This is a genomic window from Geodermatophilus sp. URMC 64, assembly GCF_053502555.1.
Map to the genome: position 1 here is coordinate 3,653,443 of NZ_CP199955.1, position 12,283 is coordinate 3,665,725.

Annotated in this window: 13 protein-coding genes and 1 pseudogene; 9 read left to right on the forward strand and 5 right to left on the reverse strand. The window is 74.6% G+C overall.

From position 1 onward, the window contains the following. The 4 genes from ACWIYF_RS17790 to ACWIYF_RS17805 all read left to right on the forward strand — a co-directional run bounded on the left by ACWIYF_RS17790 (nt 1) and on the right by ACWIYF_RS17805 (nt 2,601). Nucleotides 1-909 carry an STAS domain-containing protein gene (locus tag ACWIYF_RS17790; protein WP_448624156.1) on the forward strand — a complete coding sequence of 303 codons (909 nt, stop codon included), beginning with the start codon at nt 1-3 and terminating at the stop codon, nt 907-909. Continuing rightward, complete coding sequence (locus ACWIYF_RS17795) at nt 906-1,286, forward strand: STAS domain-containing protein (protein WP_448624157.1); 381 nt, start codon at nt 906-908, stop codon at nt 1,284-1,286. Before ACWIYF_RS17790 ends, ACWIYF_RS17795 begins: the two co-directional genes overlap by 4 nt. Then, entirely contained in the window at nt 1,283-1,573 is a 291-nt protein-coding gene (locus tag ACWIYF_RS17800) for a phosphatase RsbU N-terminal domain-containing protein (protein ID WP_448624158.1), read from the forward strand. The genes ACWIYF_RS17795 and ACWIYF_RS17800 overlap by 4 nt, the downstream gene beginning before the upstream one ends. A 230-nt stretch (nt 1,574-1,803) precedes the next feature. Beyond that, entirely contained in the window at nt 1,804-2,601 is a 798-nt protein-coding gene (locus tag ACWIYF_RS17805; protein ID WP_448624159.1) for an esterase/lipase family protein, read from the forward strand. 21 nt (nt 2,602-2,622) lie between these two features. Here the strand turns inward: ACWIYF_RS17805 and ACWIYF_RS17810 are convergent, their stop codons facing one another. Beyond that, on the reverse strand, nt 2,623-3,084 hold the full coding sequence (locus ACWIYF_RS17810; protein WP_448624160.1) for a MarR family winged helix-turn-helix transcriptional regulator: 462 nt from the start codon (nt 3,082-3,084) through the stop codon (nt 2,623-2,625). 20 nt (nt 3,085-3,104) lie between these two features. Between ACWIYF_RS17810 and ACWIYF_RS17815 the strand changes: the two genes are divergently transcribed. From ACWIYF_RS17815 to ACWIYF_RS17825, 3 genes are all read left to right on the forward strand, one after another. Next, a complete protein-coding gene (locus ACWIYF_RS17815) occupies nt 3,105-4,166 on the forward strand; it encodes an ABC transporter substrate-binding protein (RefSeq protein ID WP_448624161.1) in 1,062 nt (353 codons plus the stop codon). 82 nt (nt 4,167-4,248) lie between these two features. Further along, entirely contained in the window at nt 4,249-5,667 is a 1,419-nt protein-coding gene (locus ACWIYF_RS17820; protein WP_448624162.1) for an APC family permease, read from the forward strand. 100 nt (nt 5,668-5,767) lie between these two features. After that, entirely contained in the window at nt 5,768-7,096 is a 1,329-nt protein-coding gene (locus ACWIYF_RS17825) for a diacylglycerol/lipid kinase family protein (RefSeq protein ID WP_448624163.1), read from the forward strand. A gap of 1 nt (nt 7,097) precedes the next feature. Here the strand turns inward: ACWIYF_RS17825 and ACWIYF_RS17830 are convergent, their stop codons facing one another. From ACWIYF_RS17830 to ACWIYF_RS17840, 3 genes and pseudogenes are all read right to left on the reverse strand, one after another. After that, nucleotides 7,098-8,306 carry a cytochrome P450 gene (locus tag ACWIYF_RS17830; protein WP_448624164.1) on the reverse strand — a complete coding sequence of 403 codons (1,209 nt, stop codon included), beginning with the start codon at nt 8,304-8,306 and terminating at the stop codon, nt 7,098-7,100. Nucleotides 8,307-8,346: 40 nt separating this feature from the next. After that, nucleotides 8,347-9,285: pseudogene (locus ACWIYF_RS17835) on the reverse strand (PDR/VanB family oxidoreductase); the annotation flags it as partial. Nucleotides 9,286-9,373: 88 nt separating this feature from the next. Next, a complete protein-coding gene (locus ACWIYF_RS17840; RefSeq protein ID WP_448624165.1) occupies nt 9,374-10,147 on the reverse strand; it encodes an IclR family transcriptional regulator in 774 nt (257 codons plus the stop codon). Between the two features lie 144 nt (nt 10,148-10,291). On the opposite strand from ACWIYF_RS17840, the gene ACWIYF_RS17845 reads away from it, so the two are divergent. Together ACWIYF_RS17845 and ACWIYF_RS17850 are read left to right on the forward strand one after the other, a co-directional pair. Then, a complete protein-coding gene (locus ACWIYF_RS17845; protein ID WP_448624166.1) occupies nt 10,292-10,447 on the forward strand; it encodes a DUF6131 family protein in 156 nt (51 codons plus the stop codon). A 95-nt stretch (nt 10,448-10,542) separates the two neighbouring features. Further along, the gene (locus ACWIYF_RS17850; RefSeq protein WP_448624167.1) at nt 10,543-11,073 is read left to right on the forward strand and encodes a potassium channel family protein; all 531 of its coding nucleotides are present in this window, start codon (nt 10,543-10,545) and stop codon (nt 11,071-11,073) included. Nucleotides 11,074-11,076: 3 nt separating this feature from the next. On the opposite strand, the gene ACWIYF_RS17855 is transcribed toward ACWIYF_RS17850, so the two are convergent. Then, the gene (locus tag ACWIYF_RS17855) at nt 11,077-12,276 is read right to left on the reverse strand and encodes an MFS transporter (RefSeq protein ID WP_448624168.1); all 1,200 of its coding nucleotides are present in this window, start codon (nt 12,274-12,276) and stop codon (nt 11,077-11,079) included. Nucleotides 12,277-12,283: the final 7 nt, after the last annotated feature.

The following is a 12,283-nucleotide window of genomic DNA, read 5'->3' on the forward strand; positions in this document are numbered from 1 at the left end:
ATGGACCAGGACCGCAGCAGGGTCGTCAACGTGCCTGGCCCCGGCACGCCCCTCGACGAACCGGACGGCGCCCAGCTGCTCCCCCAGCTGGTGGCCCATCTGCGCGAGCACCGGACCCGGCTGCGACAGGAGTGGGCCAACCGCGTCCAGGGCGCGCACCTGCTGCACGCGATGACGCCCCAGGAGATGGCCGCCGAGACCACCTCGGTCTACGACAACTACGTCGAGGTGCTCGAGACCGGCAGTGTCGAGGCGCTCCAGCGCTACGCCCGCGACCTCTCGGAGCGGATCATCCCCCGCGGTGTGGAGACCCACGAGGTCGTCGGGATCGTGCTGCTGCTGCGCGACGTCCTCGCCCGGTCGCTGTTCGAGAAGTACCAACGTGACTTCGCCCTGCTCAACCGGGTGCTCGACGCCTACGAGCCGGCTGCCAACCGCATCGCCAACACCGTCGCGGTCAGCTTCGTCGAGGAGCGCGAGCGGATCATCCGCCAGCAGCAGGACTCGATCCGCGAGCTGTCCACCCCGGTCCTGCCGGTGCGCGAACGGCTGCTGATCCTGCCGATCATCGGCATCCTCGACAGCGAGCGCGCGCGGCAGCTGACCGAGCAGCTGCTCACCGGGATCCGCACGCACCGGGCCAAGGTCGTCGTCGTGGACATCACGGGTGTCCCGGACGTCGACGAGGCCGTGGCGAACAACCTGGTACGGACGGTGGACGCCTCGCGGCTCATGGGGGCCAGCGTGATCATCACCGGTCTGTCGCCGGAGATCGCGCAGACCCTGGTCACGATCGGCGTCGACCTGAGCAAGATGGACACGATCGGGGACCTGCAGGGCGGCCTGGAGGAGGCCGAACGGTTGCTCGGGTACACGGTGAGCAAGGCCGACGGCATGGGGGGTCCGTGACCGCCGGGCCCAAACTCGTCTCGATCCTGCGCCAGGGGCCGTACCTGATCGCGTCGATCCACACCGCACTGGACGACACCGAGATGGTGCGGTTCCAGCAGGACCTGATCGACCAGATCGGTCGATGCCGTTCCCGCGGCGTGATCATCGACGTCGCGGCCCTGGACGTGCTGGACTCCTTCGGCACGCGCACGTTGCGCACGGTCGCGGAGATGGCCCGCCTGCGCGGTGCCACGACCGTCATCGTCGGCATCCAGCCCGACGTCGCCTTCGCCATGGTCTCGCTCGGCATGGGCACCGGGACCGTCGCGACCGCCCTCGATCTGGAGGAGGGGCTGGCCTATCTCGACGAACGGATCGGGCGTGCCCGCCCATGACCCCCGTCGAGAGCCTGTTGCGGGACTACCGGGCGGCGTTCCTCGGCTTCCTCCCGCGCCGGGAGGAGGCCGCTCTGCTGCGCGGCTACGAGCTGGGGCGGGCCGCCATGGCCGACGGGCTCAGCGTGCTCGACGTCGCCCGGGTGCACCACGAAGTGGTGTTCCAGGTGCTGCGCGAGGGCGGCGGCGACGACCTCTCCGAGGTGGCGTCCGCGGCCTCGGAGTTCTTCCTCGAGGTGCTCGCGCCCTTCGACATGACCCAGCGGAACTACCCTCGAGGGAGCTGACCGGTGCGGGCCCCGGCCGGGCGCGGGGTCACGGCACCCGGCCGGGGTGGGGTGCCCGCACTGGCCGCACAGGTGAAGATGCCGCCGCCCCGCCGGCATGACGGCGGCGGACTCCTCGCCGACCTGCGACCCGGCGACGACGCGCGGCTCCGCCCCGCGTCACGCCGAGGGTGCCGAGTCGTCCACCCGGGGTAGCAGCCGACCGTCGTCCGACACCGAACGGAGTGCCGATGCCCGCCTCGCGAGTCCCCTACGACCGGCGCGGCGTGCTCGCCGCGACCGAGCCGGTGCGCGCGATGGCCAGCGCCGGCGCGTTCGCCGCGACCTGGCCGCTGCTCGCCCTGGCCCCGCGCGGCGACCGGCACCCCGTGCTGGTCCTGCCCGGGCTGGGCGCGACGGACCTGTCGACCGGAACCCTGCGCCGGTGGCTGCGCGGGCTCGGCTACCCCGTGGTCGGCTGGGAGCTCGGCCGCAACCGGGGGCCGACGCAGGAGGTCGTCACCGCGCTGCCGAAGCTGCTGGAGCGACTGCACCGCCGGCACGGCTCCCCGGTGAGCGTCGTCGGGCAGAGCCTGGGCGGGATCTACGCCCGGCGGCTGGCCGAGCGCGCGCCCGAGCAGGTGCGCCAGGTGGTCACCCTGGGCTCGCCGTTCGCGCTGGTCGGCGGCCCGGCCGATGGCACCCGCGGCGCGCGTGCCTACGACCGGTACCGGCACCTGCACTCGACCGAGCGCCTCTCCTCGGCGCGCGGCGGGCTGCGCCGGCCGCTCCCCGTGCCGAGCACGTCGGTCTACTCCCGCTGGGACGGCGTCGTCGACTGGCGGGCGTGCCTCCAGCAACCCGGCCCCACCAGCGAGAACGTCGCCGTCCGCGCCAGCCACCTCGGCATGGGGTTCGACCCCGCGGTGCTGTGGGTGGTCGCCGACCGGCTGGCCCAATCGGCCGACCGCTGGCGCCCGTTCGCACGCCCCACCCGCTTCGGCCTCGGCGTGCTGTTCCCGGACGACGACGCGGCGGGCGTCGGCTGATCCGGAGGAGATCCGTGCGCGTTACCCGGCCGGATCTCCTCCGCTCAGGTCGACCAGCGCCCGCCGCAGCGCGTCCACCCGGTCGCCGCCGAGGGACTCGGCCAGCGCGGACTCGTGCGCCCGCACCAGGGCCTCGAGCCGGGACAGCCGGGTGCGGCCGGCGTCGGAGAGGTGGACGACGACCTTGCGCCCGTCGCCGGGGTCGGGCAGCCGGTAGGCCAGGGCGGCGTCGACGGCGGCGTCCACCAGCCGGGTCAGCGTGGGCGCGGGCAGGCGCAGCGCGGCCACGAGCTCGCCCATCGAGCGCCCTCCGGCAGCGGCCAGGGCGCGCAGCAGGCGGTAGCCGTCGAGGGTGGCGCCGTCCTCGGCGAGCACCGCGGCGACCCCGCCGGCCACCCGGCGCTGCGTCACGGTGAGCAGCTCGACGAGGTGGTCGGACACCCGACCCGGCGACGGCGTCGCCGCTGTGCCGCCCGCCACCATGGCGGCACCATACTCAGCGGGTGCCCAGCCCGAGGGGTCCGCTGGATCCGTGGGACGTGCTGCTCGCCGGCCCGCGGGCGGACGCCGTGCGGATCGGGCTGGCCGTCCCGCTGTCCGGGCCGCTGGCGCTGACCGCGCCCTCCGCGCTCGACCTGGCCGGGCTGGCCGTCGACGAGGCCAACGAGGCCGGCGGCGTCGGCGGGCGGACCGTCGAGCTCGTCGCCCTCGACTTCGGGCGCGCGCCGGCGGTGGTCGCCGCCGAGACCGCCGCGCTGCACGCGGCCGGCGCCTTCGACGTCCTGGTCGGGTTCCACACCAGCGACGTGCACCGCGCGGTCGAGACGGCGCTGGCCGGGCGGGTCCGCTACGTCTTCACGCCCCCGCACGAGGGCGGCCGCCACTCCCCCGGCGTCGTCCGGCTCGGGCAGGCGCCGCGGGAGCAGCACGCGGCGGCCCTCGCCTGGGTGGTCGCCCACCGGCGGGCCCGGCGGTGGGTGCTGCTCGGCACCGACTACGTCTGGCCACGGGCGGTGCACCGCGCCGCGGCGGCCGTGCTGCGAGGGCTCGGCGCCGAGGTGGTCGGCGCGGCGATGGTCCCGTTCGGCCCCACCGACCCCGGCCCGCTGCTGGACCTGGTGACGCGCACCCGGGCGGACGCCGTCCTGCTCAGCCTGGTCGGGCGGGACCTGGTCGCGTTCAACCGCGAGTTCGCCCGGGCCGGCCTGGACCGCCGCGTGGTGCGGCTCTCCGGCGCGCTCGAGGAGAACGGCCTGTACGCGCTCGGGGGCGACCGCACCGGCGAGCTGTTCGCCTGCATGCCGTCGTTCGCCATGCCCCTGGCCAGTGAGGCCGACGCCACCGCCGACGAGGGGCAGCTGGCGCTGCAGGAGCGGCTGGCCGGCCGGTCCGGCCCGAGCGCGCCGGTCGTCTGCGCGTACGCCCGGGGGCTGTACGAGGGGGTCCGCGAGGCGGTGGCGCTGGCCGCCGGCCGCCGGCGGGTGCGGGCCGTCGCCGCCGTCCCCCGGCTGGCGCACGCCGACGGCCTGCGCTTCCGCGAGGTCACGCTGCCGCGCAGCGCCTGATCAACTCCTTCCACGTGGAAGCAGTCCGGCCTACTCTCTCCCCGCCCGGCCTACCGCCGGGGATGTCCGAGGAGGGATCGCCGTGCCCGAACCACCCACCACCCGTGCGCTCGCGGACGCCGGCGAGGAAGGCGCCGGCGTCGAGGCCTTCGGCTACAAGCAGGAGCTCAAGCGGTCGCTGACCTTCACCGACCTGCTCGTCTACGGCCTGATCTTCATGGTGCCGATCGCGCCGTTCGGCATCTTCGGCAGCGTCTTCCAGGCCTCGGGCGGCATGATCGCGCTGGCCTACGCGATCGGCGGCGTGGCAATGATGTTCACGGCCGTGTCGTACTCGCAGATGGCGCGCGCCTTCCCGATGGCCGGCTCGGTCTACACCTACGCCGGCCGCGGGATCGCCCAGCCGGTCGGCTTCGTCGCCGGTTGGATGATCCTGCTCGACTACGTGCTGGTGCCGGCGCTGCTCTACCTGATCGCGTCGGTGGCGATGAACTCGATCGTGCCCTCGATCCCGGTCTGGGTCTGGCTGGTCGGCTTCATCGTCCTCAACACGGTGGTCAACTACCTGGGCATCGAGATGACCGCCCGGGTCAACAAGATCATGCTGGTGGCGGAGCTGATCGTGCTGGCGATCTTCATCGTCATCGGCATCGTCGCGCTGGCGAGCGGGGAGGGCCGCGGCTTCGACTTCTCGCCGGTCTACGACGGCGACACGTTCACGCTCAGCCTGGTCTTCGGCGCGGTCTCCATCGCGGTGCTGAGCTTCCTCGGCTTCGACGGGATCTCGACGCTGGCCGAGGAGAACCGGGAGTCGGCCCGCATGATCGGCCGGTCCATGATCGCCGCGCTCATCCTGGCGGCCGCGCTGTTCATCGTGCAGACCTGGGTCGCGGCGCTGCTCGTGCCCGATCCGGCGGGCCTGATCGCCAACGGTGACGCCGAGGGCACCGCCTTCTACGACGCCGCCGACGTGGCCGGCGGCGCGTGGCTGGCCACGCTGACCGCGGTGGCGACGGCGATCGCATGGGGCTTCGCCAACTCCCTGGTCGCCCAGGCCGCGACCTCGCGGCTGCTGTTCGCCATGGCCCGGGACCGGCAGCTGCCGCACCTGCTGGCCAAGGTGCACCCGACGCGGCGGGTGCCGGTGAACGCCACGCTCGTCGTCGCCGCCATCTCGCTGGCCCTCGGCCTGTACATGAACTCGAGGGACGACGGGATCTCCCTGCTGGTCAGCCTCGTCAACTTCGGCGCGATGACCGCCTTCCTCCTCCTGCACGTCGCCGTCGTCGTCCACTACGTGGTCAGGCACAAGAGCCGGGACTGGTGGAAGCACCTCGCCGTCCCGGTGATCGGGTTCGGCATCCTGCTGTTCGTCGTCATCAATGCCGACGTGGCCGCGCAGACGCTCGGCTTCGTCTGGCTCGGCATCGGCGTGGTGCTGGTCGGCGTCCTGGTGGCCATGGGCCGCCGGCCCGAGCTGCGCACGGAGGAGAGCCTGTGATGGTCGCCCACCGGTAGGAGCGCTGACCTCGGGCCCTTGACCGCGGCGGTCCGTCGCTGGAGGGTCGGGCATCTCCCCCGCCGGGGAAGGAGGTGCCCGCATGCACCGACGGACCACCGGCCGCCGCCTCGCCGCCCTGCTCGCGCTGGCGGCGGCGGTCTGGACCCTCACCGTGCTGGTCACCGCCGCGTTCGACGACTTCCCGCGCGGGCTGGTGTTCCTGGGGTTCGGGCTGCTCGCCCTCGCGGGAGCCTGGGAGGGGGTGCTGCGCCGCGGCTGGGCCCGGCTGGCCTCGCTGTCCCTCGCCGCCGCCTCGCTGGCGGCCGCGCTGTACGTCCTGATCGACGACGGGTTCGTGCGGTTCCTGCTGTTCCTCACGCTCGGTGCGCTCGTCTGGCACGTCGGCGCCCGGATCGCGTTCGACCCGCACGTCGACCTGCCGCCGGCCGAGCGCCCCCGGCGGCCGGTCCTGTTCGTCAACCCGCGCTCCGGCGACGGCAAGGCGGCCCGGTTCCGGCTGGCCGACGAGGCGCGGGCGCGAGGCATCCAGCCGGTCGAGCTGCGGCCCGGCGAGGACCTGGAACGGCTGGTCCGCGACGCCGTCGCCGACGGCGCCGACGGCCTCGCGATGGCCGGCGGCGACGGCTCCCAGGCGGTGGTCGCGGCGGTCGCCGCCGAGACCGGCCTGCCCTACGCCTGCATCCCGTCGGGCACGCGCAATCACTTCGCGCTGGATCTCGGCGTCGACCGGGAGGACGTCGTCGGCGCCCTCGACGCCTTCGTCGACGGCGGCGAACGGGTGGTGGACCTGGCCGAGGTCAACGGCCGGGTGTTCGTGAACAACGTGTCGCTGGGCGTCTACGCCGAGGCGGTGCAGAACGCCGGATACCGCGCGGCGAAGATCCGCACGCTGCTCGCCACGGTGCCCACGGTGGTCGGCGTCGGGCAGGGCGGCCCCGAGCTGCGCTGGACCACGCCGGGCGGCCGGGTCAAGCGGGGGCCCGCCGTCGTGCTGGTGAGCAACGGGCAGTACCGCCTCGGCGGCGCGGCCGGCGCCGGGACCCGGCCGGCCGTCGACGAGGGGCTGCTCGGCATCACCGTGGTCGACCCCCGCAGCTCGGTCTCCCCGGGCCCGGGCGGCCAGCTGCCGTGGCGGCAGTTCTCCGCGGCCGAGTTCCGGGTCGAGTCCGACGGGCCGGTGCCGGCCGGGATCGACGGCGAGGCCGCGCTGCTCGAGCCGCCCGTCGTCTTCCGCTGCCGGCCGGGGGTGCTGCGGGTGCGGATCGCCGTCCGGCACCCCGGCGCGTCGCCCTCGGCGATCGAGCCGGTCGGCGCGTTCCGGGCGATGGGCGCGCTCGCCGCCATCGCCCGCGGGCGGGATCCGCGGTCCCGCCGGGCCGCCGACCGCCCGCGGGTCCCCGCGGGGTGAGTCAGGCCCGGCGGACCCGCACCGGGATGCTCTCCCAGGCGCGCAGCGTGTTGTTGTGGTGCCGCACCGTCGGGCCGGCGAGCTCGATGGTCTCCACCCGCCGGGCCAGCGCGGTGAGCAGCGCCTCGGCCTCCAACCGGGCCACGTGCTGGCCGACGCACTGGTGGATGCCCATGCCGAACCCGACGTGCCCGGACGGGTCGCGGGAGAGGTCGAAGCGGTCCGGGTCGGCCCACCGCCGCGGATCGCGGTTGGCCGCGGCGAGGAACATCAGGATCTTGCGCCCGTCCGGCACGACGACGTCGCCGAGGCGCACGTCGCGCGTCGCCGTCCGGAAGAACGTCTGCACCGGCGACTCCCAGCGCACCGCCTCGTCGAACGCCACCCGCGCCAGGCCGGGGTCCTCCCGCAGCCGTCGCCACTGGCCGGGGTTGGTCGCGAAGGCGTAGAGGACGGCGGACAGGCCGTGCACCGTCGTGTCGACCCCGGCCGTGAGCAGCGAGCGCACCACCAGCGGCGCCTGCTCGGGGGTGATGTCGCCGCGGTCGGACGCCGCCCAGATCGCCGCGCCGAAGCCGTCGTCGGTGAGCACGTCGCGGGCGCACTGGGCGTTGACCCACGCCGACAGCTCGGCCACCCGGGGTGCGCCCTTCGCGACCAGGTCGTTGGACGGGCCGAAGGCGTTGAACGCGTGGTCGCCGTAGGGCAGCAGGTTCTCCCGGCCCTCCTGCGGCAGGCCGACCGCGTCGGGGAACACCCGGAGCGGGAACGCCTCGGCCAGCGCCGGGACGGCGTCGAACTCCCCGGCGACGAGCACGTCGTCGACCAGCGCCTCGGCGTCGGCGAACCAGGCCTCCCGCAGCGCGCGCAGCGCCCGCGGCCCGAGCACCTTCTTGAGCACCCGGCGCGGGGCGTCGTGCCGGGGCGGGTCGGCCTCGAGCAGCAGGCTGGGCGGGCGCCACGGCTTCTCGTAGCGGAAGTTCGACAGCCCGACCCCGGCCGCGGAGGACAGCTCCTGCCAGTCCACGAGCGCGGCGCGCACCTGCTCGTAGCGGGCGCAGGCGTACACGTCGTACTCGGTCAGGTAGACGACCGGCCCCGCGTCGCGGAGCGCGGCGTGCATCGGCAGCGGGTCCTCGAGCACCTCGTGGCCGAACGGGTCGACGTCGCTGACCGGCATGTCGACCGGCCGTTCCTGGATGACGGTCACGGCAGTTCCCTTCCGGGCTTCCGGTACGGAAAGCCCGACGTCAGAGGTCGAGGACGAGGCGGTCGGAGCGGGCGCGGGAGACGCAGATGTACATGCAGTCGTTGGCCGCGCGCTCGTCGTCGTCGAGCAGGGTGTCGCGGTGGTCGGGCAGCCCGGCGAGGACGTCGGTCTCGCAGGTGCCGCAGATCCCCTGGCGGCAGGAGGAGAGCACCTCCACACCGGCGCGGGCGACCGCCTCGAGCACGGTCTCGTCGGGGGTCACGGTCACCGAGGTGCCGGTGCGGGCCAGCTCCACCTCGAACGGGGCGGTCCGCGCGGGGGCCGCGGCCTCCTCGGCCACGAACCGCTCGGTGCGCAGCGTGTGCGGCGGCCAGCCGGCGCAGGCGGCCTCCATCGCGGCCAGCAGCGGGGCGGGTCCGCAGCAGTAGAGCCGCACGCCGTCCCGCGGCTCGCCGAGGAAGCCGGCCAGGTCCAGCAGCCCGTACTCGTCCTGCGGGCGGACCAGCACCCGGTCGCCGTACTCCGCCAGCTGGTCGAGGAAGGCCATCGAGCCGCGCCGGCGGCCGCCGTAGAGCAGCTGCCAGTCGGCGCCGAGCAGGTCGGCCTGCCGCACCATCGGCAGCAGCGGCGTGATGCCGATGCCGCCGGCCACGAACAGGTAGCGCTCCGACGGCACCAGGTGGAAGTTGTTGCGCGGCCCGCCGACGCCGACCAGGTCGCCGGGCTGCAGCACCTCGTGCACGTACGTGGAGCCGCCCCGGCTCTCGGGCTCCAGCAGCACACCCACCCGGTACGAGTAGGCGTCCCACCGGTCGCCGCACAGGGAGTACTGCCGGGTCAGCCCGTTGGGCAGGACGACGTCGATGTGCGAGCCCGGCGTCCAGTCGGGCAGCCGCGTGCCGTCCGGGTGGGCCAGGGTCAACGTCAGGACGCCGTCGGCAACGACCTGCTTGCCGGTGACGGCGAGCGTCACGGTCGTGGCGGTCGGTCCCTGCGCCGGTGCGGTGGTCGCGGCGGTCATGGCTGAAGACGATGCGACGCGCGTCACTCCCGCGGGAACGGCTCTCTCATCCAATGAGAGACCACGGTGGCGGCGGCGAGCTCAGCGCCCGCTGGATGCCGCGCGCGCCGGCCAGCAGCACCGGGATGCGGGTGTGGCCCTGCCCGTCGTTGGGGACGATCGCCGACAGCGCGGCGACGACGTCCCCCCGCGGGTCCCGGACCGGCACGGCGATGCCGGTGGCCTCCTCGTGCACGTGCCCGTTGAGCTGCACGAACCCCTGCCGGCGGACGTCGGCCAGCAGCGAGCGCAGCCGGTCCGGCGACGTGATCGTCGCGCCGGTGTACCGCGGCAGCGGGGCGGCGAGGATGCGCTCCTGCAGCGCCCGGTCGGCGTGCGCGAGCAGCACCACGCCGGACGACGAGACGTGCAGGGGCAGTCGGCCGGCGATCCGGGTGTAGTTGATGACGGCGTTCGGCGCGGAGAGCCGCTCGAGGAAGAGCACCTGCTCGCCGTCGAGGACACCGAGCTGCACGTGGTGCCCGACGATCGCGTGCAGGTCCTCGAGGTACGGCATCGCCGCCTCGCGCAGGCTCAGCGCCGGGGAGGCGCGGAAGGCCAGCTCCCACAGCCGGACGCCGATCCGCACCCGGCCGTCGGGCTCACGGGCCAGCAGACCGTGCCCGGTCAGCTCGGCGACCAGCCGGGACGCCGTCGCGACGTGCAGCGAGGCCCGGCGGGCGATCTCGGTGACCGGCAGCGCCGGCTCCTCCGGCGTGAAGACCTCGAGGATGCGCACGGCTCGGGTGAGCACCGACTCCCCGCCGCTGCCCTGGGCCACGCCGCGGAGTGTGGCACGGCGAGACTGAACCGTTCGCGGGCGTGCGGCCGTGACCCGGATGGGTGACTGCATGCCTGGACGGCACCGGTCAGGGCAGTCCCGAGAGGACAGTGCGCACCACCGGAGCTCGAGAGAGAGGCGAACATGATCATCCTGGGACTGATCCTGCTCCTGCTTGGTTTCTTCCTGAAGATCTCCATCCTGTGGACGATCGGCATCATCGTGATCGTCGTCGGTCTGGTCCTGCTGCTGCTGGGCACCACCGGCCGCGCCGTCGGCGGCAGACGCCACTGGTTCTGACGCACGTCTGACGAGGCCCCCGGCTCGACGAGCCGGGGGCCTCGTCACGTGTGGACCCGGTGCGCCAGGCTGGCCGCGACCGAACGGAGCGGCGCATGGCGGAGCGGCAGATCCCGGGTCGGCGGACGGCGCTGCTGGTGCTCCAGGCGATCGGGCTGATCGCCGTCTACTACCTGGTCCCCATCGGGGAGGGGTCGACCGGCCGGACGTGGGCGCGGGCGGGGGGCGCGGCCCTGCTCCTCGCCGTGGTGCTCTGGTACGTGGTGCGGACGGTCGCGCGCGAGGTGCGCGCGGAGAGCGCGGCGGTGCACGTCGACCGCCTCGCGCTGGCGGTGATCGCCGGCGTCGTCTGCTTCGCCCTGGTCGACTACGTCGTCGCCCGGCTCGACGCCGACCAGTTCGCCGGACTGGCGACGAAGACCGACGCGCTGTACTTCGCGCTCACGACGCTGACCACCGTCGGGTACGGCGACGTGCACCCGGTCGGCCAGCTGGCCCGCCAGATCGTGATCGCCCAGCTGCTGTTCAACCTCGTCGTCGTGGCCGCCGCCGCGCGGACGCTGACCCGCGAGCTCGCCCGGCGACGTGCCCGCCCGGGGGACGACGTCGCCGGGAACTGGCCGTGAGGCTCAGTCCCGCCGGTCGCTCGGGACGCGCAGCGGGCGCAGGGCGGTGGCGAGCACCGTCGCGAGCGCCAGCAGCGCGGCGACGACGGCGAGCGCGCGCAGCACGGTCACCTGCTCGCCGAGGAACCCGATCAGCGGCGGCCCGCCGAGGAACGCGCAGTAGCCCAGCGAGGCGACGACGGAGACCCGGGCGGCGGCCCGCGCGGGGTCGTCGGCCGCGGCGCTCATGCCGACCGGGAAGCCGAGCGAGGTGCCCAGGCCCCACAGCACGGCGCCGGCCAGGGCCAGCGGGATGCCGGGCGCGAACACGAACAGCAGCAGGCCCACAGCGCTGAGCCCGGCGCACAGGCGCACGACCGGCACCCGCCCGTAGCGGTCGAGCAGCGGCGGGCCGAACCAGCGCGCGGCGGTCATCGCCGCGAGGAACACCGCGAAGCCCAGCGCGCCGACGGCCGGGGAGGCGTCGTAGCCGTCGATGAGCGCGACGCTGACCCAGTCGTTCGCCGTCCCCTCGGCGAAGGCGAAGGCCAGGACGAAGATCCCGACGGCCAGGGTGCGGGGTTCGGTCCAGGCGTGCAGCGCCGATCGTGCGCCGCCGGAACCCGGCTCCCCGGGATCCTCCGCCGCCCGTCCGTCGGGCAGGAAGCGCTGCACCGCCACCGGGACGACGACGCCGACCACCACCGCGACGACCGTCAGGTGCACCGCCACCGGCACCTCGGCAGCGACCACGGCCGCGCCGACGAGCGCCCCGACGACGGTGCCCAGGCTCCAGCCGGCGTGGAAGCGGGACATGATCGAGCGGCCCAGCCCCTGCTCGACCAGCGCACCCTGCACGTTCATCGCGACGTCCCAGGCGCCGTTGGCGAAGCCCAGCACGAACAGGCCCACGACCAGCGGGGCGATCCCGGCCAGGTGGCCCAGCGCCGCGACCGCCAGGGAGGCGCCGAACAGCACGGCCATGGCGGCGACGGTCCGGCGCGAGCCGAACCGGGTCACGACCGGCCCGGCCAGCGGCAGCGCCACCACCGAGCCCGCGGCGATGGCCAGCAGCACCAGCCCGAGCTCGGACGGGCCGAGGTCCAGGCGGTCGCGCACCTGGGGGATCCGGGCGGCCCAGTTCGCGAACGCGAACCCCGAGCCGATGAAGGCCGCGTAGGTGGCGCGGGTCGCCGACCGCACCCGGACGGCGTCCGACAGCACCTCGCTC